The organism is Tardiphaga sp. 768_D3_N2_1 (assembly GCF_052076105.1).
Classification (GTDB): domain Bacteria; phylum Pseudomonadota; class Alphaproteobacteria; order Rhizobiales; family Xanthobacteraceae; genus Tardiphaga.
On record NZ_CP197245.1, the window covers coordinates 1,848,949 to 1,875,329 of the forward strand.

22 protein-coding genes and 1 tRNA gene are annotated in these 26,381 nt (G+C 61.4%); 10 read left to right on the plus strand and 13 right to left on the minus strand.

Annotated elements, in window-relative coordinates; all coding sequences use genetic code 11:
- Window positions 1-4: 4 nt before the first annotated feature.
- On the minus strand, window positions 5-1,573 hold the full coding sequence (locus tag AB8A27_RS08420; protein ID WP_441241525.1) for a long-chain-fatty-acid--CoA ligase: 1,569 nt from the start codon (window positions 1,571-1,573) through the stop codon (window positions 5-7).
- Window positions 1,574-1,934: 361 nt separating this feature from the next.
- Between AB8A27_RS08420 and AB8A27_RS08425 the strand changes: the two genes are divergently transcribed.
- Window positions 1,935-3,995 (plus strand): PQQ-dependent dehydrogenase, methanol/ethanol family, encoded by a 2,061-nt coding sequence (locus tag AB8A27_RS08425; protein WP_441241526.1) that lies wholly within the window; start codon window positions 1,935-1,937, stop codon window positions 3,993-3,995.
- 102 nt (window positions 3,996-4,097) lie between these two features.
- On the plus strand, window positions 4,098-6,779 hold the full coding sequence (locus tag AB8A27_RS08430; protein ID WP_441241527.1) for a PAS domain S-box protein: 2,682 nt from the start codon (window positions 4,098-4,100) through the stop codon (window positions 6,777-6,779).
- A 9-nt stretch (window positions 6,780-6,788) separates the two neighbouring features.
- Here AB8A27_RS08430 and AB8A27_RS08435 read toward each other — a convergent pair whose 3' ends face one another.
- On the minus strand, window positions 6,789-7,148 hold the full coding sequence (locus AB8A27_RS08435) for a GrlR family regulatory protein (RefSeq protein ID WP_092151944.1): 360 nt from the start codon (window positions 7,146-7,148) through the stop codon (window positions 6,789-6,791).
- A gap of 400 nt (window positions 7,149-7,548) precedes the next feature.
- Between AB8A27_RS08435 and AB8A27_RS08440 the strand changes: the two genes are divergently transcribed.
- The gene (locus tag AB8A27_RS08440) at window positions 7,549-8,001 is read left to right on the plus strand and encodes a hypothetical protein (RefSeq protein WP_092151942.1); all 453 of its coding nucleotides are present in this window, start codon (window positions 7,549-7,551) and stop codon (window positions 7,999-8,001) included.
- Window positions 8,002-8,005: 4 nt separating this feature from the next.
- Here AB8A27_RS08440 and AB8A27_RS08445 read toward each other — a convergent pair whose 3' ends face one another.
- Window positions 8,006-9,205: an MFS transporter gene (locus AB8A27_RS08445; protein WP_441241528.1), complete on the minus strand. Its 1,200-nt coding sequence runs from the start codon at window positions 9,203-9,205 to the stop codon at window positions 8,006-8,008.
- A gap of 498 nt (window positions 9,206-9,703) precedes the next feature.
- On the opposite strand from AB8A27_RS08445, the gene AB8A27_RS08450 reads away from it, so the two are divergent.
- The gene (locus tag AB8A27_RS08450; protein WP_093758827.1) at window positions 9,704-9,943 is read left to right on the plus strand and encodes a hypothetical protein; all 240 of its coding nucleotides are present in this window, start codon (window positions 9,704-9,706) and stop codon (window positions 9,941-9,943) included.
- Here the strand turns inward: AB8A27_RS08450 and AB8A27_RS08455 are convergent.
- The 3 genes from AB8A27_RS08455 to AB8A27_RS08465 form a co-directional block, all read right to left on the minus strand.
- The gene (locus AB8A27_RS08455) at window positions 9,912-10,190 is read right to left on the minus strand and encodes a hypothetical protein (protein WP_441241529.1); all 279 of its coding nucleotides are present in this window, start codon (window positions 10,188-10,190) and stop codon (window positions 9,912-9,914) included. The two genes, AB8A27_RS08450 and AB8A27_RS08455, sit on opposite strands and share 32 nt — an antisense overlap.
- A 104-nt stretch (window positions 10,191-10,294) precedes the next feature.
- Window positions 10,295-10,513, minus strand: coding sequence for a hypothetical protein (locus AB8A27_RS08460; protein ID WP_441241530.1), 219 nt, complete (start codon window positions 10,511-10,513; stop codon window positions 10,295-10,297).
- A 142-nt stretch (window positions 10,514-10,655) separates the two neighbouring features.
- Window positions 10,656-10,967 carry a pilus assembly protein PilZ gene (locus AB8A27_RS08465; protein ID WP_092151936.1) on the minus strand — a complete coding sequence of 104 codons (312 nt, stop codon included), beginning with the start codon at window positions 10,965-10,967 and terminating at the stop codon, window positions 10,656-10,658.
- 203 nt (window positions 10,968-11,170) lie between these two features.
- Here AB8A27_RS08465 and AB8A27_RS08470 point away from each other — a divergent pair, with 203 nt between their 5' ends.
- Entirely contained in the window at window positions 11,171-12,166 is a 996-nt protein-coding gene (locus tag AB8A27_RS08470; RefSeq protein ID WP_441241531.1) for a hypothetical protein, read from the plus strand.
- Between the two features lie 46 nt (window positions 12,167-12,212).
- Here AB8A27_RS08470 and AB8A27_RS08475 read toward each other — a convergent pair.
- A tRNA-Arg gene (locus tag AB8A27_RS08475) sits at window positions 12,213-12,289 on the minus strand.
- 103 nt (window positions 12,290-12,392) lie between these two features.
- Here AB8A27_RS08475 and AB8A27_RS08480 point away from each other — a divergent pair.
- Window positions 12,393-13,835 (plus strand): O-antigen ligase domain-containing protein, encoded by a 1,443-nt coding sequence (locus AB8A27_RS08480; RefSeq protein WP_441241532.1) that lies wholly within the window; start codon window positions 12,393-12,395, stop codon window positions 13,833-13,835.
- On the opposite strand, the gene AB8A27_RS08485 is transcribed toward AB8A27_RS08480, so the two are convergent.
- Window positions 13,832-14,905, minus strand: a complete 1,074-nt coding sequence (locus AB8A27_RS08485) for an acyltransferase family protein (protein ID WP_441241533.1) — start codon at window positions 14,903-14,905, stop codon at window positions 13,832-13,834. The two genes, AB8A27_RS08480 and AB8A27_RS08485, sit on opposite strands and share 4 nt — an antisense overlap.
- A 227-nt stretch (window positions 14,906-15,132) precedes the next feature.
- Here AB8A27_RS08485 and ilvA point away from each other — a divergent pair, with 227 nt between their 5' ends.
- Together ilvA and AB8A27_RS08495 are read left to right on the plus strand one after the other, a co-directional pair.
- Entirely contained in the window at window positions 15,133-16,650 is a 1,518-nt protein-coding gene (ilvA, locus tag AB8A27_RS08490; RefSeq protein WP_441241534.1) for a threonine ammonia-lyase, biosynthetic, read from the plus strand.
- 150 nt (window positions 16,651-16,800) lie between these two features.
- Window positions 16,801-17,253, plus strand: coding sequence for a hypothetical protein (locus AB8A27_RS08495; protein ID WP_089267265.1), 453 nt, complete (start codon window positions 16,801-16,803; stop codon window positions 17,251-17,253).
- Between the two features lie 37 nt (window positions 17,254-17,290).
- Here the strand turns inward: AB8A27_RS08495 and AB8A27_RS08500 are convergent, their stop codons facing one another.
- The 3 genes from AB8A27_RS08500 to AB8A27_RS08510 form a co-directional block, all read right to left on the minus strand.
- Window positions 17,291-19,495 (minus strand): TRAP transporter permease, encoded by a 2,205-nt coding sequence (locus AB8A27_RS08500; RefSeq protein ID WP_441241535.1) that lies wholly within the window; start codon window positions 19,493-19,495, stop codon window positions 17,291-17,293.
- Between the two features lie 45 nt (window positions 19,496-19,540).
- Window positions 19,541-20,692, minus strand: coding sequence for a TAXI family TRAP transporter solute-binding subunit (locus AB8A27_RS08505; protein ID WP_441241536.1), 1,152 nt, complete (start codon window positions 20,690-20,692; stop codon window positions 19,541-19,543).
- A gap of 169 nt (window positions 20,693-20,861) precedes the next feature.
- Complete coding sequence (locus tag AB8A27_RS08510) at window positions 20,862-21,083, minus strand: acetyl-CoA carboxylase biotin carboxyl carrier protein subunit (RefSeq protein WP_439093414.1); 222 nt, start codon at window positions 21,081-21,083, stop codon at window positions 20,862-20,864.
- A 238-nt stretch (window positions 21,084-21,321) separates the two neighbouring features.
- On the opposite strand from AB8A27_RS08510, the gene AB8A27_RS08515 reads away from it, so the two are divergent.
- Entirely contained in the window at window positions 21,322-22,290 is a 969-nt protein-coding gene (locus AB8A27_RS08515; protein WP_441241537.1) for an IclR family transcriptional regulator, read from the plus strand.
- Complete coding sequence (locus AB8A27_RS08520) at window positions 22,220-23,776, plus strand: acyl-CoA carboxylase subunit beta (RefSeq protein ID WP_441241538.1); 1,557 nt, start codon at window positions 22,220-22,222, stop codon at window positions 23,774-23,776. Before AB8A27_RS08515 ends, AB8A27_RS08520 begins: the two co-directional genes overlap by 71 nt.
- 1 nt (window position 23,777) lies before the next feature.
- Here AB8A27_RS08520 and fabF read toward each other — a convergent pair whose 3' ends face one another.
- Together fabF and AB8A27_RS08530 are read right to left on the minus strand one after the other, a co-directional pair.
- Window positions 23,778-25,040 (minus strand): beta-ketoacyl-ACP synthase II, encoded by a 1,263-nt coding sequence (gene fabF / locus AB8A27_RS08525; RefSeq protein WP_441241539.1) that lies wholly within the window; start codon window positions 25,038-25,040, stop codon window positions 23,778-23,780.
- 51 nt (window positions 25,041-25,091) lie between these two features.
- On the minus strand, window positions 25,092-26,375 hold the full coding sequence (locus AB8A27_RS08530; protein ID WP_441241540.1) for an MFS transporter: 1,284 nt from the start codon (window positions 26,373-26,375) through the stop codon (window positions 25,092-25,094).
- Between the last annotated feature and the right edge of the window lie 6 nt (window positions 26,376-26,381).

Here is a 26,381-nt window from a genome sequence, read left to right on the forward strand (position 1 = left end):
AGGTCTATCCCGCCCTGGCTTGCGGCGCCGCTGCGGCATTCTCCCAGAACGGCCGTCGCAGCTCGCGCTTCAGCACCTTGCCTGCACCCGACAGGGGGAACGGCTCGCTGCGGACATCGACACTGCGCGGGCACTTGTAGCCGGCGATCTTCTCCTTGCAGAAGGCGATGATCTCGGCGGCATTGACACTCGCATCGGGTTTCTGAATGACAAAGGCATGTACGGCCTCGCCCCATTGCGGGTCGGGAATGCCGATCACGGCACATTGCGCCACGGCCGGATGTTGTGCGACGACATTCTCGACCTCGGTGGAATAGACGTTCTCACCGCCCGAGATGATCATGTCCTTCATGCGGTCGACGAGATAGATATAGCCTTCGTCGTCCATGTAGCCGCCGTCGCCGGTGTGCATCCAGCCATCGATGACGGCCTTGGCTGTTTCCTCCGGTCGCTCCCAATAGCCCATCATGACATTCTGGCCGCGCACGGCGACTTCGCCGACCTCGCCATTTGGCACAGGATTGCGATTGGCATCGACGATGCGCGCCTCGCAGCCGATCGCCGCCCGGCCGCAGGCGCGCTGGCGGTTTTTCGCCGCAGCTTGCTCGCCGACATGCTGATCCCATGGCAGATGCGTCGCCAGCGGGGACAATTCGGTCATGCCGTAAAGCTGATGGAATTCGGTGCCGGGCATTCCGGCCATCGCGCGCTTCAGAAGAGCATCGTTGATGGGCGATGCGCCATACATCATGAGTTTTAGTGAGGAGAGATCGGCTGTCTTGAATGCGGGGTGATCGACCAGCATCTGGATCATAGTCGGGACGATCAACGTGGCCGATACTTTCTCGCGGGCGATGGTCTGCATCACCAGCTCCGGATTGAACATGCGGACAATGACATTGGTGCCGCCAGAGGCCAGCGAGGTGAACATCACACCGCCATTGGCGACGTGAAACATCGGTGCGGCATTGAGATAGATCGAACCGTAGGGCAGGAGCCCTTCGCTCATCATATGCAGCGAGTTGCTCATGATGTTGCCATGGCTCAGCATCACGCCCTTGGAACGACCGGTCGTTCCGCCGGTGTAGAAAATGCCGGCCAGTTCCTCCCGGCCGCGCATGGCATCCGGAATGGGTGACGTCGTCTCGACAAGCTCATCATAGTCGTGCGCTTCGGCCGGACTTGTATCGTCATCGGCATAGACCAGCGTGAGCGGCATGGCCTTCGACAGTTCGACGCCCATGGCCGCGAACGCACTGTCGACGACCAACGCGCTGGCGCGGCAGTCGAGCAGGGAGTCGAGAATTTCGGCCTGGCTCCAGCGCACATTGGTCGGCACGATCACAGCGCCGGCCCAGGCGATGCCCAGATAGAGCTCGAGATAGCGGTCGGAATTCAGCATCAGCACCGCCACGCGGTCGCCGTGCTTGACGCCAAGCTTTTGCAGCGCACCGGCGAGACGCGCAACGCGATCACCAACCTCGCGCCATGTTCGGCGACGATCGCCGTCGATGGTGGCTATTGTCTGCGGGCTGGTTTGCAGCGCACGGCGCAGGCCCTGCGTGATGTTCATGGCGTTTCCCCTCGATACTACGGATGCTGTGCGCATCTCTGTCGCGCGATCATAACGATAGGTGAGGGACGGGCAAGCGTGGTCGATCGCTTATATCTCACCAGATGGTTCAATAAATCTCCGCGATCTTTGCGATGCAAAACGCGAGAGAAAAATCTGGAGCTGTTCTGATCTGTTGACGATTCAACTCCTGCGCGTAACATCGCGACAGGCCCGCCAGAGGCCATTGGGAGTGAAATGCATGAGACAGCTTGCTCGTCGGGGCGCGTCTTCGCGTCCATTTTTCAACGGGACACTCAACTCACATATAGTACTGCACCGTTGGCTCCGAACATCCATCAGGGTAGCGCTTGGCGCGACGTTGTTGGGCGGAGCTGCCAACGCACAGACCAAGGGTACACCGGATCATATCAAGGCGGTTACATCGGCAATCGATAGTGCCGCGATCACGGCCAATACGGCGACGTCAAAGGACTGGCCGACTTACGGCCTCGATTATGCCGAGACACGTTTCAGCAAGCTCAATCAGATCACGGCCGAGAACATCAAAGATATCGGCCTGATGTGGACCTATAACCTGGAATCCATCCGCGGCGTCGAGGCGACGCCGCTGGTCGTCGATGGCATCATGTATGTGTCGGCACCATGGAGTGTGGTGCATGCGGTCGATGTGCGCTCCGGCAAGCGGATCTGGACATTCGATCCGGGAGTGGATCGTGAGAAGGGCTATCGCGGCTGCTGCGACGTCGTGAATCGCGGCGTCGCGCTCTACAAGGGTAAGGTGTTCGTGGGGGCCTATGACGGCCGGCTGGTCGCGCTGGATGCTGCGACCGGCACGAAGGTCTGGGAGAAGGACACCGTCATCGATCGCAAGATGTCCTATACGATCACGGGCGCGCCGCGCGTGTTCAACGGCAAGGTGGTGATCGGCAATGGCGGCGCCGAATATGGCGTCCGCGGCTATGTCACGGCCTACGACGCCGAGACCGGCAATCAGGCATGGCGCTGGTTTACGGTGCCCGGCGATCCTGCAAAGCCGTTCGAAGACGACTCGATGGCTGCCGCGGCGAAGACGTGGGATCCCGCCGGCAAATACTGGGTCAATGGCGGCGGCGGCTCAGCATGGGATACGATCACCTTCGATCCCGACCTGAACATGGTCTATATCGGCACCGGCAACGGCTCGCCGTGGAATCGCAATCTGCGCAGTCCGGGAGGCGGCGATAATCTCTATCTCGGCTCAATTGTCGCGCTGAATGCCGATACCGGGAAATATCTCTGGCACTATCAGGAAACGCCCGGCGACAACTGGGACTACACCTCGACGCAGCCGATGATCCTCGCCGATCTCACCATCGACGGCGCGCCGCGCAAGGTGGTGCTGCATGCGCCGAAGAACGGCTTCTTCTTCGTCATCGACCGCACCAACGGCAAGTTCATCTCTGCCAAGAACTTCGTCGATGTGAACTGGGCAACCGGCTACGATGCCAGTGGAAGACCGATCGAGGTGCCGGAAGCCCGCTCGCCGGACAAATCCTTCGACAGCATTCCCGGACCGTTCGGCGCTCACAACTGGCACCCGATGTCGTTTAATCCGCAAACCGGGCTGGTCTATCTGCCGGCACAGGGCGTGCCTTTGAACCTCACGGGTGAGAAAACGCTGGTGCAGAATGCGCAGGGCTCGAACAAGTTCGGCGGCACCACGGGCTGGAATGTCGGCTTCTCGCTCAATGCCGAGCCGCCGAAGAACCCGCCATTCGGTCGCCTGATCGCGTGGGATCCGGTGAAGCAGAAAGAAGCATGGCGCGCCGAATATATTGCGCCCTGGAATGGCGGCACGCTGACGACGGCCGGCAATCTCGTGTTCCAGGGGACCGCGGACGGCCGCTTCATCGCCTATAACGCCAAGACGGGTGAGAAGCTCTGGGAAACGCCGGTCGGCACCGGCGTGGTGGCCGCACCTGCGACCTATATGGTCGATGGCGTGCAATATGTCTCGGTGGCGGTCGGGTGGGGCGGCGTGTTCGGCATCACCCAGCGCGCGACGGATCGTGAGGCACCCGGCACGGTTTACACCTTTGCCATCGGCGGCAAGGCGCCGCTGCCTGTCTTCACCAAGTACCAGATCGGCAATCTGCTGACCGGCGTGAAATACGATCCCACCCACGTCCCGGAGGGGACTTCGATCTACGTTAATGCCTGTGCGACCTGCCACGGCGTGCCCGGCGTGGACAAGGGCGGCAATGTTCCCAATCTTGGCTACGTGTCGACCGAGACCATCACCAACCTGAGGGACATCGTCTTCAACGGGCCATTCAAGGACAAGGGCATGCCTGATTTTACCGGCAAGCTCACGGAAGCGGACGTGGTCAAGATCCAGGCCTTCATCCAGGGCACCGCCGACGCCATACGGCCAAAATAGACACCATGCTGGACGGTTCGGCCCGATCGGGCCGTCCAGCATGTTCCCCCCGCGCCTGAAGTCGGGATATATTGGGACGCTCTGAAGTCCGGTCCCACAACCATGTCCTCTGCCATTACGGCATTCTTTCAGCGGGTCCGATCGTCCTCGCTCTCGATCGGCCAGCTGACCTTCAGCGGGTTCCTGCTGGTGCTGACGGTGATCCTCATCACCAGCATCGCCAGCGTGGTCGCGATCCGTCATATCGACAATACCTTCGCCGAGCTTCAGCGCCTGCAGACCGTTGGCGATCTGGCCGAGGATATCGACCGCCGCCTGACCAGGCTGCGGCTGGCCGCGCGCGATTTTGTCACCGATCCCGATACGCAACCCGAGAGGGTCTCACAGGCTGCCACGGCGCTCGGCGATCTCCTGAAGAAGACCCGGATCGAGCTTGCGCCTGAGCAGCGCGACATGATTGACGGCGTCGACGCCCGCCTGATCAAGTATCGCGAGGGGATCGAACGCGTCTCGTCGATGATTGCGCGCCGCTCTGCCTTGCTGGCGACGTTGCCGCCGCTGCGCGAGCAATTCGAGAATGCCATTCCGGATGTGACGAATTCCAACGGCGCCAAGGCGATGTTCCGGGCGCAGAACGAGATCGCTGCCGCCTTGCTGGCGCGCGATCCTGTCGGGGCCGAGCAGGCCGCGCAGCGCATGCGCGCGCTACCAGTCAGTACACCCGCGCTTCGTGCGGCCTCCGATGCCTATACCGATGCGATCATCGCGATTTCGGAGACCGAGAGCGAGATCGCCGATCTCGACAGGGACGTGCTCGGGGCGGAAGGCCGCCTGATCGGCCGGGTGACCGAATTGTTGCGAGAGCTTAGCGCCCGTCGCGGCCGGGTCCTGTCGCGTGAATTTGCGCACACGCTGACCGAGGCGAGATGGCAAAGTATCATTCTTGGCACTGCCGGCGTTCTCGTTGGCTTGCTGGCGGCACTGTTCGTGGTGCGGCGGATCGTGAAGCCGCTGAAGGCGATTGCCAGGTCGATCCGTGCGCTGGCCGGTGGCGCCAAGCACACGCCGATCCCGGCTATGGATCTGGAGAATGAAATCGGTGACATCGCGCGCGCCGCGGAGGTGTTCCGCAAAACGCTGGTCGACGCCGATGCCGCGCGTGAGGCAGCCTTGCATGCGTTGGCCGAGCAGAAGCTGGCGGAAGAAAGTTATCGCAAGCTGTTTGAAGGATCCGTCGACGGCATCTATGTGACGACGCCGGCAGGCGCGCTGCTCAATGCCAATCCGGCACTGGCGCGGATGATGGGGTATGATTCACCGGAAGACCTGATCCGCGCCACGCTGGATATCTCGCGCAACATCTATGTCGATCCCGCGGCGCGCGCCGAGTATCAGCAGCGCATGGAAAGCGACGGCATGGTGCGCGAATTCGAGTATCAGGTCCGTCAACGGCACGACGCGATCCTCTGGCTGTCGGACAGCGCCACGGCGGTTCGCGACGAGAATGGCGAGGTTGTGCGATATGAGGGAACGGTCCGCGACATTACTGATCAGAAGCATGCCGAAGCGGCGATCAGGGAAGGCCGCAGGTTGCTGCAGCAGGTCATCGACACCGTTCCTGCCGTCATCAATGTAAAGGACACCGATCTGCGATACGTCCTGATGAACCGCTATATGGCGGGGATTTTCGGCATCGAGCCCGGTGACGCGATCGGGAAAACCACCGGCGAGCTGATGACGCGCTTTGGCGCGTCGAAGACCGACTCGCCTGACAAGATGGTGCTGGCGACCAGGAAGGGCCTCGGTTTCTACGAGGAAGAATACAAGGATGCTGCCGGCGTGATGCGGCAGTGGCTGGTCAACAAGCTGCCCTTGCTGACGGCCGATGGCGATATCCAGAACATCGTGACCGTGGCGCTCGATATCGGCCAGCGCAAGCGCAGCGAGCAGGAGATGCTCAAGGCCAAGGACGCCGCCGAGACGGCGCTACGCAATCTGCGTGAGACGCAGAATTCCTTGATCGAGGCGGAGAAGCTCGCGGCGCTTGGGCGGCTGGTTGCCGGTGTGGCCCATGAGGTCAACAATCCCGTGGGCATCAGCCTGACCGTGGCGTCATCGCTGGAACGCAAGATCGCGCTGTTCGGCGAGGAGGTTGCGCGCGGCGAACTGCGCCGCTCGACCCTGACCGAATTCATCGAGTCCAACCGCGACGCGGCGGCGCAGTTGGTCGCCAATCTCAATCGCGCGGCTGAGTTGATCCAGTCGTTCAAGCAGGTTTCCGCTGACCGCAATTATTCCGACCAGCGCGTCTTTGATCTCGCCGATCTCACCGAGCAGGTGGTGATGAGTTTGAAGCCGGGATTACGGAAACAGAAGCTGGCGCTTTCGGTCGACTGCAAGCCGGGACTGACGATGAACAGCTATCCGGGCCCATATGGTCAGGTGCTGACCAATCTGTTCCTCAATTCCGTCGCTCATGCATTTCCCGATGGCAATGGTGGCTCGGTCGAGATCAAGGTGCAGGAAGCCGGCAACGATCATGTGGAAATTCTTTTCGCGGATAATGGCGTCGGCATGAGCCCTGAGGTTCGGCGGCGTGCTTTCGATCCGTTCTTCACGACGCGCCGGGATCAGGGTGGCACGGGCCTGGGCCTGCACATCGTCTACAGTATCGTCACCAGCCGCCTCGGTGGTCGTCTGCATCTGCAGTCCGACCCGGGGCAGGGAACGCGCATCCAGATCATCCTGCCGCGCGTTGCGCCGCTGGAGATGGCTGCGGAATAGCGGATGCTGCTACTGCTGAAATTCCGCAAGCTTGCGCAGTGTCGCGCGAAATATCTGGCTGTGCTTGCCGACGAGCGCTGTGCCGTTCATCGTCGCCGACGTATCCGTGAAAGTACCCGACAGACCGATGCCGACCGGTTGGCTCTGGCCGCCGAACAGTGGGCTCATGTTAGGGCTGGGCGTATGCTGCATGACAGATACCTCGCCCTTGAAGGTGCCGGCTTCCTTGTTGAGCACATAGGTGCCGACGTAGAACAGGTATGCGTCACCGCCGAGCAGCTCGCCTTCGCGAAAGGTTACAACACCGCTGCCCTTGCCTGAACGCCCGTCGAGAAGCTCGACATGGATCGAGTAGAGTCCGTTCTTCATAATAGCCCGATGGCGCGAACCCGTCCCTTGGTTGCGCAATCAGAAGTATTGCAAAGACCGTATACCAACGTCAACGCATTCGCGTGATGTTGGTATACGAGCGAAAACCGAGTGACGCAGGCGCGTTCGCTTGCCGCCTTGGCACTTCGTGACGAGGGCGTTCTTAAATACCTCTGCCATTGAAGTTATCACCACAAATTCGCTGCAGTGCGAAGAGAGCCTGCCGGTGCTAACGGAGAATCGCCTATCGTTTTGATCGGGCGTCTGCCGCGAAGTTGAAGCGCAGCCGCTCTTCGATAGTCGTATGATCCGCTTTGCGTGAGTGACTACGGAAGAGGCGGGTACGTTGCCCGTGACAAATCTGAACATCATTGTGCCGGCCGGGGGCTGGAGCAAGCAAATGAGCGACTGGAAGACTTCCGGCGCCGACGCGCCGTGTTCGCCAACTACTATCTCTCACGATCGACGCGTCCGGCGTCGTGCAGGCTGGCTGAAGCTGGGAGCGCCGACCTTGTGTGTTGCGGCTCTGTTATCAGTGCCGCTGATGCAATCGGTCGCTGCGCGCGATCGCGGACAATTCGCCAACACCAGCCCCGATCTGAAAGCCTGGTTCGATAGTCTGCGCAGCGGCAAGGGGCCGTGTTGTTCCGATGCAGACGGCAGCGCCGTCAGCGATGTGGATTGGGAATCCAACAGCGGGCACTACAAGGTGCGGATCGACGGGATGTGGCTCGACGTACCTGACGAAGCTGTCATCACGGTGCCGAACCGCGTCGGTCGCACTATGGTGTGGCCGATACAGGGCTCGTCCGGCACAGTGATCCGCTGTTTCATGCCAGGTAGCATGACGTAGCCGGTCACGATGCCCGGCGGCTCGATGCGAGCGCGGCGATCAGCGAAATCGCCGCGAGGATGATCACCACTGCGCCATAGATATCGAGGGTCAGCGGCAGGCCGAATGTCGGTATCGCCAAGCCTGCAACAATGGTTGGCAGGCTAAAGGCGAGATAGCAGATGATGAAAATCACTGAGAGCAATCCGGCACGCTCCTGTGCAGGCACGAGCGGCACAACGGTCCGGATGCTGCCGAAGAATCCGGCGCCGAAGCCAAAGCCGGCGATGACGGTGCCGACCAATAGTTGCGGGATGCTTTGTGTGTAGACCCCAGCCAGCGTGATCAACACGCCGAGAATAAGACATGCCATGCTGCGGATCATAATGGTGGTGCCGGGCCATTTACGCACCACCAGCATCGACGCGGCGCCGCTCAAGGTCAGCGTCGTCACGGCAAGACCGCCGAGGAGAGGCGAATTCAATCCGGTGATGAGCCGGAGCAGCGAGGGCATCAGCGATAAATAGAATCCGCCCAACGCCCAGACGGCAATGTTGCCCGGCGAGACCAGGGTCAAGGGTTGTCGCACGTGAGGCGGGACGGTGACGATTGGCCGGAGCGACGCCCACGCGCCGGATCGACGAACGACCGTTTCCGGCATCCACCACAGCAGAACGGCTTGTAGGAGCGTTACTGCGAGGAGCAGCAGATAAACCAGCTGCGTCGGCATTGGCGCGTAGCTGACGAGTATGCCGGATAGCAAGGCGCCGATGCCTGTGCCCGTTACAGGCGTCAGGCTGTTCATCAGCGATCCATGCGCGCGGTTCAGGTCGAGCATGGCAGCACCGATGGTGCCGAAGGCAATGCCGGTTGCAAATCCCTGAATGGTGCGGGCGGTGATCAGTGCCACGACGGAATCTGCCGTAATGAAAACCAGCAGCGCCACGACATTCAGGATCAGCGCCGAGAACATCACGGGCCGGCGACCGATGTAATCCGACAATCCCCCCACCGTTAGCAACGCGATCAGCAGGCTGAGCGCGTAGGCGGAGAACACCGTCGTGACCATCACCGGCGATAGATGCCAGTGGTCTTGATAGATCCGGTAGAGCGGTGTCGGCGCGCTTGCGAACATGGCGACAGTGCCGAGTGTTGCGATCTGAAAAACAACGGCAGCGCGACGCGTCATCACGCCTTTCGGCCGGGCGTCGAGATTGCTGGACATCGGGGAAAGGGCCTAATGGACGAAGTGGGACAAGCCCAATGGTCGCTTCCGTCCTCGATTGATTTTACCGCTGTCCGCGGCTCGCTCAGGTGATGCGCGCGGCAATAGCAGAGAAAGATGATGCATGCACGGCGAGGCCTTCACAACGGCGGCTGGCTCGCGCGGCCTGTGCGAGATTGCATGGCTCGTCTGGATCGCGCCCCTTAACACGGCGCGAATCTTTCCTATACTCAAGGTGTCACGAACAATGAAAGGAGGTGGTCCAGTGTCTAATTCCAAGCGCTGTCACCTCGCTGAGGCCGCCCGCTAGGCTCACTCTTTGAGCTTCGCAAGGGCGCCCTCGGCGCCTGGTTCAGCGAGAACAGGGAAAGGGCGCGCCGAGTGATCGGTGCGCCCTTTCTTCTGGCCTCGAAGCTCGGCAGGCCAAGAATATGGTGCTTGATCTGCAGGCTATCCGTGACAATCTAGCAGACGTTGCTTGTGTCCGGAGTAGCAGCAATGCCGGGAACACCGCGCGATCTGGCGGAGAGAATGGCAGCGCGCCAGCAGCGGCGTGCCATCGATGACGGCTATGTGCGCGAGAGCTTCACACAGCCACGCGAAAACGCCCGCAAGACGGCGCGGGCGTTTCTGGATCGGTTCCCGAAGCAAGCCTATATGAGCGAAGTCGAGCGCTGGCGCGAGCTGCCAGACGGCGACATCGAATTTACGATGCGGCGGCTGCGGACCGCTGATTGAGCTGACAAGCGGCAATCATCCGACTGATGTCGTGCTCGCTCATGCCCTTGGCGTCCGATTTTTCGACTGTATCGGCGGCACATGCGTGGATCGCATAGCCGATATCGAGAAGACGACGTGGCGGATCTTCCTCGCCCAGGCCGACCTCTATCACCAAGCCTCTCTCGACGGCATGCCGCCAGACATCCGATTTATTGGGGAAGGCCTTGCTGACTTTGACCGAGTTTGAAAACAGCGCGTAGGGCATGCGGCAACCTCCGTTGTGAGGCGATAACGCGGAATATGGCATCCGGTTGCACTGCAGCAAGCCCGACTTTCGTCGTCCACGAAGTCGTGATGATAAATCGGCCGTCAGTCCCGCTGGGTAATCTGCAGTTCCAGCAGCGCCATGGTCTGGAGCATCGTGGGATCGCGTTCGCCCTCGCGCGTCGTCCGCAGAATACTTTCGGCGATGCATTGAACATGGGACGAGTTGACGGGATGCGGCAGCGTGGACACAGCCCCGTCGAGCGCCTGTTGCATCACTGAGATCGTGTCGGGCGGAAATGCGGCATGAGAAAAATTCTTCACGGTGGCTCCCGGGTTCAAACGGACAAACGCACCCAACTGTTGACGGGACAAGAATTGACGCGCGCGGATGTTCCTGCCGCAAAGTTGGGCAGATCCGGGCAGCGGCGTCAGCTGCCAAGTTCCAGAAATTGTCGCAGGGAGGTCAGGATTCGGTGTCAGCCGGCCGGACGGCTTTCTTCTTGGCGCCCTGTCGCAGGAATGTCGCGCCGATCTCCTCGCCATTGACCCAGGCCAGCTCGCAGCGCCGGAACGCCAGTCCGGTGGACGATAGCAGCAGGAAGAACTCCTTGAGATTGATGCCCTCGATCGAGCTCTCGACGATCAGGCGCGCGCCCGTTTCGGACACGTCCATGATGCGGCAGCTGCGGCGCCATGTGCCGTCGATGGCCATGAGCCAGACAGGGAAACCGCGCTCGAACGCGACGCGGCCAGCATTTGGTTTTTCAGGGATCATCGACGCGCTTCCTTGGCGCCGGAATTGTAAATTGGAGGTGGTAACGGCTGGTAAATACCGCTGACGGCGGCCTTTGCCGTTCGGCAAGCCACCGAGATGCTGGTTTGAAAGGACGCCGCGCCCCACAGCCTCATTTGGCTCAGTGGCGCAACCGTAACGACGGGTTCCAGACGCGGCGGTTTGTGGGGATGCGCGTTAACGGAATGGTCACAGGCAGGTGCAATGTAAAGTGGTATTCATGGCTGTTGAACAGCTTGGGCGGAGCGCCGTACTGCATGAACACGCCAGCTGCTCTCATATCTGCCGGCGTGGGCGTAGCGTTTTTTGCGGCCGCATCCGCGTTCTATTATCAGCCGTCCTTCATTCGGCCTGACTACGCGCTGGATGCCGTCCTGACGACCAATCATTCGAAGGCGCGTGCTGCGGTTACGCGACTCTTGCTGAATCCGTCATCTGCGCAATTCGATGGCTTGCGGTCGGTCCAGGTCGTTGCCGGGAAGTATGTTTGCGGCACCGTGAACGCCAAGGACAGATCGGGGAGTTACCGCGGGCATCGTGCCTTCGTCTACGCGGTTGCCATCGACTTTGCGCGTATCGACGATGACGGAGAGATCGCGCAACGGCACGATGCGTACAAGGCCTGTCCGGTCTCTGAAGAAGAAGAGAAGCTGGCTCAACAGAAGATCGGAATATCACCGGGGGCGCTCCAGGCGATCAAGCTGGTTCAAAAGACGCTGCCGACAGCCGATCCGTCAGTGCTCACGGACATGGCGTCGCAACTATCACCTGCGGGCAGTGGACCGGCCGGGACGACCGAGCAGCAACTCGGCCGTCTGGCAGGCCAACCCGGCTCGGGCGGGCAGCAATCGGGAAACCAGACATTCAAAACCACGCCCAGTCTTGAATCCGACTGGCGTTCCGACAAGCCGCCGACCGCCTGGCCAGTCTTTCCGCCGAACCACGTGCTGGCGAAGCCTGTGCAGAAACGCACAAATGCCGAGGCGTTGGTGCTGGCAAAATCGGTTGAAGATCTCTGGGCGAAGTCCAAAGCGGGGACCTCATCTCAGCGGCCTTCGCCGGACGAAATTCGAGAGGCCCTCCGGGCCCTGATGGCCATCGATGCCAAGAGTGCGGAGTTTCCCCAAGCCTGGGCGGCATTCGTGCGGTTACGGACAATCGAGCGCGAAGCGAGCGCCTAATCCCCGGAAAAGCCGAATGAGCACAGGCGTTTAAGGGCATCTGTAATGGTGCACTCGGAGCGATTCGAACGCCCGACCCTCGGAATCGAAATCCGATGCTCTATCCAGCTGAGCTACGAGTGCGACGGCGGCACCATAGCGGCGAAAGTCGCAAAAGCTAGCCCCGCGATGCCGGGCGCAGCGGTTTTGCCTAACGTCAGGGCGCTCCTCGCTATAGTCTGCCGTCATGAATCAAGGCCGACTCAAATCCGGTCCGGTGGATTTCGTCCTGTCCGGGTGGCTACCGACCGCGCTGCTTCTGATCGTGACCTTGGTGGTCGGTCCCGCGCTGGGCGGCCTGTCGCGTCCGCTCTTCGTCGTTGGCTGCGCCGCTGCTGGCTGGCTGGCCTGGCAACGCAGCACCGCGGCTCATATCCAGTCGGCCATCCTGCTGTTTGCCTTCGCGCCATTCGTGCGGCGCGTGGTCGATGTGTCGGTGGGCTACGATGCGGCCAGCATCATGCTGATCGGGCCTATGCTGTTCATTCTGACGCCGTTACCTAGCCTGTGGACGTTGCTCTCATCCCGCGAGCAGTTGCGTGATCCCTGGCTGATCGCACCGGCTATCGTGCTGGCCTGCATCGCTTACGGTGCCATGCTGTCGATTTTCCAGAATGACTGGATGAGCGCGGCGACAGGTGCGTTGAAGTGGGCGGCACCTGTGCTTTACGGCATCGCTCTGCAGCAGCGCGCGAAGTCCGATGGCGAACTCGTCAATGCCATGGCGCGCATCTTTCTCGTGGTGCTGCCGCTCACGGGTCTCTATGGCATCTGGCAATATGTCGATCCGCCGAGTTGGGATCGGTTCTGGATGAACTACGCCTCGATCCTGTCGGCAGGCTATCCGCTGCCTTATATGGTGCGCGTCTTCAGCACAATGAACGGACCCGCCACTTACGCGACCTTCACCGCAACGGGACTGCTGTTGTTGGGCTTCCTGAGACCGGGCTGGCAGTCTCTGATTGCCCTGGCGCCCGCGGCACTGGGCCTGTTGCTGTCGCTGTATCGGACCGGCTGGATCGCGCTCGCGGTGGCCGTGATGTTCTGCATGGTGTTTCAATCCACGCGGCGGCGGGCTCTTGCAACCGGACTTGGCATCGTCGGCGCAGCCACGGCCGCGGTCCTGTTCACGCCATTTGGCGAAGTGATCACTGACCGGCTGCAGTCGCTCGGCAGCGGCTCCGAGGATGGCAGCGGCAACGAGCGTCTCGAAGAATTCGTGACGTTGTGGAATACGCCTGACAGCATGGTGGTGGGATCGGGCTTCAGCTTCACCGATATCGGTGTCGCAGGCACCATGCCGGTCGATGGCCAGATCATTGCGAGCTGGCTCACGCTCGGCATTCCCGTCGGACTGCTCTGTTTGGCCGCCTATATCTGGGTCGGGGTCTGGAGCACGTCTGCGGCATGGCGGATGCCGACCAAAGAAGGCGTGGTGCTCGGCGCCCTGTCGCTCGGCGGTATCCTGATTCACTTGCCCCTGACCAGTATCTCGTCAGGTGAGATATCCGCTCTGTTCTGGATGATCTTCGCGATGGCCTGTCCGCACGACCAGACTGTCAGGCCTGCCGAGGATGCCGCGATGTCCCTGCAGCAGGCGCAGCCTGGAATCCGGACCGGCAGAGTCTAGTCCGATCGGGCCGCCTGGCTGACAAGCGGAGCGGGTACAGGTCTGCGCTTAGGCAGCGGCGCGAGCCCGAGTGGTGCCAGCAGGTTAAGCCGCTGCAGCACGACATGGGCGACCATGGGCAAGATCACGCCGGCAGCGGTGCCCGCAAGGAGATAGACCCATGGCATGGGTGGCACGTGCAGCATCTGCATGATGATCCGCGTTCCGGATCCCGCCATGATATGCAGCACATAGATCGTCATGGACATGACGCCGACGAGTGCAAGCCAGCGATGCCGTGTTTCGTTGAGCAGCTTGCAAAGCAGCACCACGCTGCTGATGCCGAGAATACATGCCGGAAGCGAAGCCGCGCCATTTGCATCGAAGCTGGAGAGCTGTCCTCCAATGGCAACCGCAGCAGCGAAAGCGGCAGCGATCACAGTCAACATGGTCCAGCCCGTTCGCCCATGAGGCTGCCACGCCATCACGATGCGAGTTGCGTAGAGACCTGCGACATAGAACGGCAGGTGATGCATGGTGAGCGCAAGATCCGGCCGGATCGGCAACAGCATGAACACGATCAGGCCAGCGAGCGCGACGACAATCATGATGGTGCGATTGGGAATGAGCACCGCCAGTACATGGCAGATCATCAGGGCATACAGAAACCAGAACTGCGCCATCGGCCGATACCAGATCGCCGCGAGGTCGCTGGCTGTGATGGGAATATTGGCATTGCGCGATATTAGCATGATCACGCCTCCCTGGATCAGCGACCACAGAACATAGGGATAGGCGATCGTCCACGCCTTACTGGTGAGGAACTCTCGGGTGCCGCGTGCGAGGCTGTGCTGCACGTTCAGACCCGCGAGAAAGAAGAATAACGGCATGTGGAACGTATAGAGCGTATAGTTCATCCACTGCGCGAGCGACCCGTCAGGAAACAGATGCGGCGGTATCAAGCCGCCGAGCACGTGGCCATAGACCACGAGAATGACGCCTATACCGCGTGCAAAATCAATCCAGACCTGACGCGTGTGATCGCTTCGAGAGCCTGATGTTGCTGCCTGTTCGATTGGCGATAGTTGCATCGTGTGGGCGCCGCTGGTTCTGATGGTCTGGATCAGCAAGCCAATATACGCCGAGAGCCGTACGCCATCGTTAACGCCCATATGAGAAATAGTGCCCAGCCGTTCACAGGTCTTTAGCCGCAAACGGGGCTTGATTTCTCGGTCATTTCGGTGCCCATCTGCCCCGACAAGCCGCCGGCAAGCGGTTCTGTGCTCAACTGGTGCGCCGACACGTTCAAGGACCTCACGTGACTGACTACGTTCGCAAAATCCTGGATAGCCGCGTTTATGACGTTGCGGTCCAGACGCCGCTGGACCCGATGGTTCGGCTGACCGCGCGCATGGGAAGCCCCGTGCTGCTCAAGCGCGAGGATTTGCAGCCGGTGTTCTCGTTCAAGATTCGCGGCGCGTACAACCGTATTGCGGGACTGTCCGCGGAGCAGCGCGCGGCCGGCGTGATTTGCGCGTCGGCAGGCAATCACGCGCAAGGCGTGGCGCTGTCGGCACAGCGACTTGGCATCAAGGCAACCATCGTGATGCCGGTGACCACGCCGCCAATCAAGATCGATGCAGTCAGATATTATGGCGGCAATGCCGTGCTGTTCGGCGACACGTTCGACGAAGCAGCGGCGTATGCGCGCAAGCTCGAGGCCGAGCAGAATCTGACTTTCGTGCATCCCTATGATGATCCCGAGGTGATCGCGGGGCAGGGCACCATCGGCATGGAAATCCTGCAGCAGCATCCCGATCCGATCGAGGCGGTGTTCGTGCCGATCGGCGGCGGCGGGCTTGCGGCGGGCGTTGCGTCCTTCATCAAATTCCTGCGTCCGGAGACCAAGGTCATTGGTGTCGAGCCAGTGGATGCCGCATCGATGAAAGCCGCGATAGATGCTGGCGAGCGCGTCGTTCTCAATCGCGTCGGTCTGTTCGCCGACGGTGTGGCCGTGCGTCAGGCCGGGGTCGAAACATTCCGTCTCTGCCGTGAATTGCTCGATGATGTGATCACGGCCGACACCGACGAGATGTGCGCTGCCATCAAGGATATCTTCGAGGATATGCGCGTGATTGCGGAGCCAGCCGGCGCTTTGGCGCTGGCAGGATTGAAGAGCTATGCCGCGAGCAATCCCACGCGCACCGGTGCGCTGATCGCTATCAACAGCGGCGCCAACATGAACTTCGATCGTCTGCGCCATGTTGCCGAACGCGCGGAGGTGGGTGAGGCCCGCGAGATCCTGCTTGGCGTCACCATTCCGGAACAGCCGGGCAGCTATCGCCGCTTCATCCAGACCATCGGCAATCACACGATCACCGAGTTCAACTATCGCTATGCCAGTCAGAAAGAGGCGAATGTTTTTGTCGGCCTCAAGCTGAATGACGCACGGCTCGAAAAGGCGAGTCTGATCGCGCAGTTGCAGCACCTCGGCTACAAGGTTCTGGACATCAGCGCGGACGAAACCGCCAAGCTGCATATCCGGTATATGGTAGGTGGCCGCGCTCCGCCCGAATTGCAGGGGGAGGTCATCCTGCGGTTTGAATTCCCGGAGCGGCCGGGTGCATTGCTTAAATTCCTCGACCAGCTCGAGCCGGCGTGGAACATCACGTTGTTCCATTACCGTAACCATGGCGCCGACTATGGGCGCATCCTGGTGGGGCTCCAGATTCCGGTCGATGATCGCCCGAAGATGGTTAAGCGACTGGATTCGCTCGGCTATCCCTATGAGGACGAGACCAGCAACCCGGTCTATCGCATGTTTCTGAACGGCTAGGGGGGCGGGAAGGCAGGGCCAGTCCCTGCCTTTTTTTCGCTCAAAGCCGATGCTTAACGGAATGCTAGCACTGTCCGGCGAGAGTCAGGCGGTGTGCTGATGCCGGATCGGGTATCGGCTTGGGGATCCCATTACCGGTTTCATCGCGCGATGCGCCTTTCGCTGCTGCCCGTCCTGATGTCGCTGCTGGTGCTGTCCGTGGCTCCGGCCAAGGCCGATTTGCGCATCACCCGCGACCACGGCGGCTATGTCGAGGAATACAAGGCCAAGTATGAGCGCATCCGCGATCGCAAGGAGCGGGTGATCATCGATGGCATCTGCAATTCGGCCTGCACGCTGGTGTTCGGCATCGTGCCGATGAACAAGGTCTGCGTGACTCCGCGCGCCAGTCTCGGCTTCCATCAGGCCTATTACGACAAGGCTTTCACCTTCGGCATGAAGGTGATCAGCTACGAGGGCACCTCGGATCTGATGGCCTATTATCCGCCGCCGGTGAAAGACTGGCTTGCGCGCAATGGCGGTCTCACGCCGGAAATGAAGAAGATCAAGAACGGCATGGATCTCTGGAAGATCGTCGATCCCTGCCCGGAAGAGTTCTTCTAGCTTTCAGTCTTCAATCGACCTGAATGCCTTTTCGCGGTCATGATGCCACGAGCCGCGCATCGCCGCGCCTGATCAGCGCCAGAGCGACCAGCACCGTGGGTGCGAGAATGCAGGCGGCGAGGGCAATGATCTGCCACTGCGACAGCGGATTGATGCCGCCGCCGGGGGTCGCCAAGATAAAGCCGCCAATCACCAGCAACACGCGCAGCGGCCATTCCATCGCGCCAGCCCGCCTGAGATCGCCGACATAGGCCTGATAGCCCTGGATGCCACCACAGATGAAGACGATGCCGAGACAGGCAAGGCCGGTGAGGCCGAAGGCTTCGAGATAAGGGCTGTCGCCCTGTAGCAGCAGCGCCGGGTTCAGTACGAAGAAGAACGGGATGAAATAGATGATGCTGCCCACCCACATCGACTCCCAGCCGGTCTTCATTGCCGGTGCGCCGGCAATGCCGGCGGCGGCAAAGGATGCGATGGCGACCGGTGGCGTGATCGACGACAGCATGCCCCAATAGAAGATGAACATGTGCACGGCCATCTTGTTGAGACCGAGCTTCTCCAGCGCTGGCGCAACGAGAATGGCGAGGAAGATGTAGCAGGACGTCGTCGTCAGGCCGAGACCGAGGATCAGGCTGGTGAAGGCGCACATGATCAGCAGCAGGAACACGTTGCCGCCTGCAATGTTCAGGAGGTCGTTGGCGAGACTGGAAATCACGCCGGTCAGCGAGAAGGCGCCGATCAGCAAACCGCATCCGGCAAGGATGGCGATCAGCTCGACAAAGGTCTTGCCGTTGAGCTCGAGGAAGTGGATCCAGCGCGCGCCGCCCCAGTTCTTGCCGGGGAAGAGTTCGTTCAGGGCAGCCAGGATGCACATCCCCCAAAGATAGGCGTTCGGGACATCGAACCAGACCATAGCGCCGGTCAGTGCCACGCACAGGGCAAGGACTGCGGTATTACCTGCTTTCCACGGTGCAGGGCCGGACCACTGATGCAGGATCACCAGCAAGGCCGTCGCATAGAACGGCGCGTGGCTCTCGCGCTTGAAATAGAGCAGCATCACCACGAGGATCAAGATGACGAACAGGTAGTACCAACCCTCCTTGAGCGCATCCATGAAGCGCGGCAGTTCTTCGCGCGGGATGCCTTCAAGTTTGTGGCGTGCGGCATAGCTGTCGACCTGCGCAAACAGGCCAAAATAATACAGAACTGACGGAATGGTGGCGGCGAGGGCGACGTCGGCGTAGCTCGTGTTCATGAACTGCGCCATGACGAAGGCCGTCGCGCCCAGCACCGGCGGTGCCAGCACGGCGCCGGTGGACGCGCAGGCTTCGATCGCTCCCGAATAGGACGGCGTGAAGCCGGTTTTCTTCATGGCAGGGATCGTCATTGTTCCGGCGGTCAGCACGTTGGAGACGATACTGCCGCCGACGGTGCCGAGCAGGCCGGATGCAAAAATACACACTTTGGCAGCCCCGCCGCGGAAGGTGCCGCACATCGCGAAGGCAATATTGATGAAGAACTTCCCGGCACCGGTCATCATCAGCGCGGTGCCGAATACCAGGAAGCCGATCACTGTGTCGGCGAAGGCCTGGATCGGAATGCCGAGCAGGCTCTCGCCCGACAGCACGTGATAGGCCGTGGTTTGCTCCAGCGTCGACTGGGTGCCGCGAAATGGCCCGAGCCATTTGGCGTCGGCAAACAACGGATACAGTGTGAAGGGGGCGACGCTGAGCAACAGGCTCCAGCCACCGGTACGGCGCAGCGCCTCCATCAGCACGAACCACATCACGAGGCCTGCGGCGATCACGGGCTTAGGTGCGCCGTCGAATTCCCAGCCAAACTGAGCGGCCTTGCGGATGTTCATCATCAGAAAGATCGCCGCCGCGAAAGTGGCGACAAACAACACGACGTCGTACCACGGCACACGGTCGAGATTGGCCTTCGACGTTCCCGGAAAGATCAGGAACGTGAACGGCAGCATCAGCGCGATCAGCAGATAGAAATATTCGGTATTGAGCTGCGTGACATCGACAAAGAAGCGCAGCGAGAACTGCTGATTGATACAGAGCAGGATCGTCGCGAGCGTGGCCAGTATCAGCGCCCAGCGCCACACGCCATGCAACGCACGGACGCGTGAAACCTCGGATTCCTGGAGGTCGGCGACCCCGTGGGGATCGTCGATCTCCATTTTTACGGGAATGTCGGATGCGAGCCGCGCATGTTCGGGTGACGAAACTGACATGATGGCCCCGATCAGTGTTCGCGGGTAAGGCTGAAAATGGCGATGTTATTCGAAGCCGTTCGGCATGCCGGCCTTCTTCAGTGCGGCCGCGCGGGCGTTCATCCAGCCGTCGAGAAACTCCTTTTCGCCGGCTGATGCATTTGCCTTGGCGTATTCGCCCCACGCGGCTTTCAATACGTCCTGTCGCTTCAGCAGTCCGTCGTTATGGGTCTGGTCTTCCGGCGTCCAGTTGCCGGCTTCCTTGAGGGCTTTCACGGCACCGGGATGAAACGGAACGACCCATTTCATCGTTTGCGCTTTGGCAGCGAGGCCCAAAGCGCCTGGTGCGTTGTCCTTGTAGGCGTCGAAATTGACGATCATTGCCTTGGTGATTGCGTAGATCTGATCCTCCGCCTGCGAGCCGTAGACGGTCGCGACGGGATAGGGGTAGGTGCTCATGTTGACCGGCGCCGATGTCGTAATGCCCGCGCCGCAGCTCGCGACATGCGGATTGAAGAACGGTGCCACGCGCTTGACGCGCTCCCAGCCGGCCTTGTCTTCAGCGGGGAGGGGCGGCCAGATGATGCCGCGCGGCGATGTCTCGACTTCCTTGGCCGGACCGGTGATGGTGGTCGCAAAGGCCGCATCGACATCGTTGTTCACCATGCCTTTCCACATTGCGCCGTAGCTTGCGAACTCGATCGGCTTGATGTCTGCCTTTGTGAGACCGCCGAACGCCATGATCGCAAGCGAGTTCTGGTTCAGGGCAGGTGAGCCGACGACGAAGCCGACGCGTTTGCCGCGCAGATCCTTGATCTCCTTCACGCCGATATCGCGAGCGACGCCGAGCGAGGCGCCGTTACAGTCGATGGTCGACAGCGTGATCTGCGCTGGCTGTGGGCCCCATTCCTTGACGCCGAATTCGAACACGCCTTCCTGCGCGAAGTAGATGCCCGAGCCCATCCAGGCGATAGCGGCGCGACCGGCGCGTAATGGCGCGAGCCGTGCGACATCATTGCCGGCAGGCAGCACACGCACGTCGGTGGAATATTTGTCCTTCATCATCTTGCCGACGGCGACCGCGATGTTGAAGCCGGCAGTGCCGGTGTCGTAGGCGGTCACCGCCATGGTCGGTGGAAGCTTGATATCCTGTGCGCAGACAGCGCCGGTCGTACTGAGCACGGCAACGGACGCCAGCGCGATGAGCCGGTGAAGCATTTTCCCCTCCAGATGCATTCGCTTTGCGAATTGCTTTTTATTGTTCGACGATCATGTCATCGCCGTCAGGCGCTGGCAATGTTCTGAGGCAGTTCGCTGGATGATGGGAGCAGTCACCATCTCAGACAGAATGTCGCAGCGCACTGGCAGGCCGTCACTACATGCCCGCTCACGTCTCGACGGTGCCGAGCAACTGTCCTTCCGCGACCACGTCGTCGACCGCGACGACCATCGATTTGATTTTACCTGCGGCAGGGGAGGCGACCGGAATTTCCATCTTCATGGCTTCGACAAATGCCACCTCGTCTCCTTCATTCACGGAATCGCCGGTTGCGAGCGGCAGCGAGCAGATGCGGCCGGCGACTTCACTGAGGATCTTGATCTCTGGCATGGTGTTCTCCGCGATCACGCGGGCGGCTGCTCGCTATGGGTGTAGCGCCGACGCGACCGGACAATTCCTAAGAATGAGAAGAAACGAGCAGCTTGGTGTTGTCGCCGCAGATTGCCTGAGGTAGCGTAGCCCGCAAGTGGAATATAATTCCGCAGAGTGGAACGGGACGGCGGCGCACATCGGGGCAATCCAGCGGATTGGCTCCCCGCGAGATGCGTCGTCTTAAGGGAAACGCATCATGGGACGACGTTCGGAACGGCTCAGCAAACAAGGCATGCTCGCCAGCGATCTGGCAGGCGACGGCGATGTGATCCAGGTGGTCTCGCGCGCCTTTGATATTCTTCGCTGCTTCGAGGGCCATGATGCCCGGCTGGGTAACCTCGAAATTTCCAATCGCTGCGGCCTGCCGCGCTCTACCGTATCGCGCCTGACGCATACACTGACGCGCATGGGGCAGCTGGCTTATCTGCCTGCAGATCAGAAGTACCGCATCGGATCGAGCGCCGTCGCCATGAGCGCGTCGATGATGCGGGGACTTCAGGTGCGCAACCTGATCCGCTTGCGTCTGCAGGAAGTGGCAGAGCAGGTGCCTGGCACGATCGGCTTCACGATCCCCGATCGTTTCCACATGGTCTATCTCGAATATGCCCGCGCCGATCATGCGCTCGGACTGCACTCGACCACCGGCAGCCGCATTGCCATGGGCCGCACTGCAGCCGGTCATGCCTACACCGCAGCGCTCGACGAAGACGTCGGCAATGCCCTGATCAACGATATCGCGCGCGAAATGCCTGAGGACGCTAAGATCCTGCGCGGCAAGATTGCCGGGAATCGCGAATGTCTGCGTGACAACGGCTACGTTCTTGCTGGCGGACTTTGGTCGCCGCATATCACCGGCATTGCGACGCCGATCTGGTCGCCGCAGTATCAGACCTATGTGGTCGTCACCATCGGTCTGCTTGCCGCCATGTATGACGAGCAGCGCCTGCAGGACGAGATCGCTCCGATCCTGCGCCAGCTCAGCAGCACGATCAGCATGATGGTTCAGAATGCAGATAGCGGCCTGACCAGTGCGCCCATTCCAGATGCGCCTCCCGCGCCAACAGCTCAGAAAAAAATGCTCCCGGAGGGAATGAATGAACTGGAAGCCGGAACTCGACGACCTCGCCCGGCGCGAAGCCTTCGCGCGGGAGATGGGGGGCGCTGACAAGGTCAAGCGACAGCATGACCAGGGCCGGCTCACGGTTCGTGAGCGTATCGACAGACTGATCGATGCAAAGAGCTTTCACGAAGTCGGGGCCGTCTCCGGCATCGGTGAATATGATGCATCCGGTGAGCTGAAGCACCTGACGCCGGCGAATTGTGTGTTCGGTCGTGGCAAGATCGACGGCCGGCCTGTCGTCGTTGTTGGCGATGACTTCACCGTGCGCGGCGGTTCGGCCGACGCCTCGATCTCGGCCAAGCCGCTGATGGCCGAGGAAATGGCGCATGACTTCCGGCTGCCGATCATTCGCGTGATCGAAGGCTCCGGCGGCGGCGGTTCGGTCAAGACCATCGAGAGCAGGGGCGCAGCCAATCTGCCGGGCGGTGTCGGTGGCACGCGCTGGTACTGGTACACGACCTCCAATCTGGCGCAGGTGCCGGTCGTGGGCCTCGGCCTTGGTTCAGTCGCCGGCCTCGGCGCCGCGCGGCTCGCGGCCAGCCATTATTCGGTGATGACGAAGAATTCCGCGATGTTCGTCGCGGGGCCTCCGGTTGTCGCGCGTCTCGGCCAGTCGCTCGAGAAGAAGGAGCTCGGCGGCGCTGATATCCAGACGCGCGCCGGTGGCATCGATCATGCCGTGGAGACGGAAGAGGAGGCCTTCGCCTGCGCGCGGCGCTTCCTGTCCTATCTGCCATCGTCCGTCTATGATCTGCCGCCCACGATCGCCTGCAACGATGATCCCGAACGTGTAGAAGAATCTTTGCTGAATGCCGTGCCGCGCAATCGCCGGCAGGTCTACAAGATGCGCCCGATCATCGATGCAGTGGTCGACAAAGGCTCGTTCTTCGAGATGGCGGCGAATTTCGGCCGGCCGATCATCACCGGTTTTGCGCGTCTCGAAGGTCGTGCGGTGCTGCTGCTCGCGAGCGATCCATTCCACTATGGCGGTTCGTGGACCGCGGAGGCCTGCCAGAAGGTGGTGCGCTTCGTCGATCTCGCCGAAACGTTCCACCTCCCGGTCGTCTATCTCATGGACTGTCCGGGCTTCATGATCGGGCTCGACGCGGAGAAGGCGGCAACCATCCGACACGGTGTTCGCGCCATGACCGCGGTCAATCAGACCACGGTGCCGTGGTGCACGATTATCATTCGCAATGCGTTCGGCGTCGCTGGCGTGGTGCATCAGCCGGCCAACCGGTTCTCGATGCGTTACGCTTGGCCGTCAGCCTATTGGGGGTCGCTGCCGCTGGAAGGCGGCATCGAGGCAGCCTATCGCGCCGAGATCGATGCAGCGGAGGATCCCAAGCTCAAGCTTCAGGAAATCGAGGAGCGTCTCAACAAGCTGCGTTCCCCGTTCCGTTCGGCCGAGAAATTCTGGGTCGAGGAGGTCATTAATCCCACGAAGACGCGTTCATTACTGTGTGAGTTTGCGCGTCTTGCCGAGCCGCTCCGCACCGCAGGGCCGTCACGGCTGGCTATGCGGCCGTAGGCTATATTCGCCGCAGCACCACGCTGGCATTGACGCCGCCGAAGCCGAAGCCATTCGAGAGCACATGCTCGATGGCCATCGGGCGTGCCCTGCCACGGATCAGATCGATGCCTTCGGCAGACGGGTCGGGATTTTCGAGATTGAGCGTGGCCGGCGCGATCTGGTCACGCAGCGCGAGGATCGCGTAGACCGCTTCAAGCCCTCCGGCTGCACCGAGCAGGTGGCCCGTAGCGGATTTGGTCGAACTCACGGCGATCCCGCCAGTCGTACCGAAGATCGACTTGATGGCTTCGAGCTCACCATGATCGCCGACCGGTGTCGATGTGGCGTGGGCGTTCAGATGCTGGACATCGGCAGGCCTCACGTTGGCCTGTGCCAGAGCGATATCCATCGCGCGCCTGGCGCCGTCGCCGTCCTCGCGACCGGCCGTCATGTGGAACGCATCGGATGTCGTGCCGTAGCCGACGAGTTCGGCGATCGGCTTTGCGCCACGCGCCAGGGCGTGATCGAGCTCTTCAAGCACCACGATCCCGGCACCTTCGCCCATCACAAAGCCGTCGCGGTCGCGATCGAACGGGCGCGATGCGCGTTCCGGATTGGCAACGAAGTCTGTGGAGAGCGCGCGGGCGGCGGCGAAGCCCCCGAGGCTGACGCGGTCGATGCAGGCCTCCGCACCTCCGGCGATGGCGACATCCGCTTCGCCGGCGCGAATAAGACGTGCAGCGTCGCCGATCGCCTGCACACCGGCGGCGCAGGCTGTTACGGGTGCGCCGAGCGCCCCTTCGTAGCCATAGCGGATCGAGATATGACCGGCCGCGAGATTGACCAGGAACGAGGGCACGGTGAACGGCGACAGCCGGCGGATGCCCTTTGTGTCGGTGGTGCGGACGGCGTCGGCAATGGCCGGGAAGCCACCGATACCGGAGGCGATGATCGTGGCCGTGCGCTGGCGTTCTCGCGCATCCGTGGGCTGCCAGCCTGCCTGCGCGATGGCCTCATCGGCGGCCATGAGCGCAAACAGGATAAAGCGATCCATCTTCTTCTGATCCTTGCGCGGGGTCGCCTTGTCAGGGTCGAAACCGCCTTCCGGATCGCTCGCGATGTCAGGCACCTGACCGCCGACCTTGGCGGCGAGATCAGCGGTCATGGTCTCCGGCAACAGGCGAAGGCCGGATTGTCCGGCGAGCAGCCGGGACCAGTTGATCTCGACGCCGCAACCGAGCGGTGACACCGCTCCCATCCCCGTAATTACAACGCGGCGCATGATGTATTCCCGTTCTGATATGAGAGGCGAGCGGCCTGAATCCCACTGGGATCAGGCGGTCGCGACCTTCTTGTCCTTTGAAATCGCCAGCACGATCAGCGCCGCAATAATGCACAGCGCACCCGCCGCGAAGAAGGCCGGCAGATAGCTCAGCAGGACCGTGCGCGACAGGCCGGCGCCGAAGGCCGCCGTTGCTGCACCTAACTGATGGCCGGCGAAGATCCAGCCGAACACCAGGCCCGCGCGTTCGGGACCGAACTTGGATGCGGTGAGGCGCACGGTCGGCGGCACGGTGGCGATCCAGTCGAGGCCATAGAACAGTGCGAAGAGCGACAGGCCATAGAACGAGAAGTCGGTAAATGGCAGCGCCAGCAGCGACAGGCCGCGCAGGCCGTAATACCAGAACAGCAGGTAACGATTGTCATACCGGTCAGACAGCCAGCCCGACGCGATGGTACCGACGAAATCGAACACGCCCATGGCCGCAAGCAGTCCGGCTGCCTGAATCTGCGGAATGCCGAAGTCGAGGCACATCGGGATCAGGTGAACCTGGACCAGTCCGTTGGTGCTGGCGCCGCAGATGAAGAAGGTTGCAAACAGGATCCAGAATACCTTGGTCTGGGCGGCATCGCGCAGGGCGCCGAGTGCTGCCGCCATGATCGGCGAGGTGTTCGGTGGCGGAACGGCCAGTGGTTCGGTGCTGGTGTCGCCAAAAGGACGGAGGCCTATGTCGCTCGGACGATCGCGCATCACCAGCAGTACGCCGAGGGCGGCAACGGCCAGCATCAGACACATCAGCGCCAGTGCCCAGCGCCAGCTGCTGTGTTCGGTGATGCTGGCGAGGATCGGCAGGAAGATCAGTTGCCCCGTTGCGGCGCTCGCGGTGAGGATGCCGACCACGAGGCCGCGGCGTGCGTGAAACCAGCGTGCTGCAACCGTGGCGCCGAGCACCAGCGCGGTCATGCCGGTGCCAATGCCGACCGCGACGCCCCAGAGCGCCATCAACTGCCAGACCTGCGTCATCCCGAGCGACAGCACGAGGCTTGCGGCGACGACGAGCAAGGCGATGAGCGTGACGTTGCGCAAACCGTAACGGTTCATCAGCGCTGCAGCGAACGGCGCCATCAGGCCGAACAGCACGAAGCGGATCGACATGGCCGAAGAAATCTCCGCGGTGCTCCAGCCGAACTCCTTCTGCAGCGGCACGATGAACACGCCGGGCGCGCCAACCGCGGCAGCGCTGACCAGCGCCGTCACGAAGGTTACGGCGATCATCGCCCATCCGTAATGGATGTTGCGGCGGGCGAGGGCAGTGGAGAGCCATCCGGAAATCATTGGGGG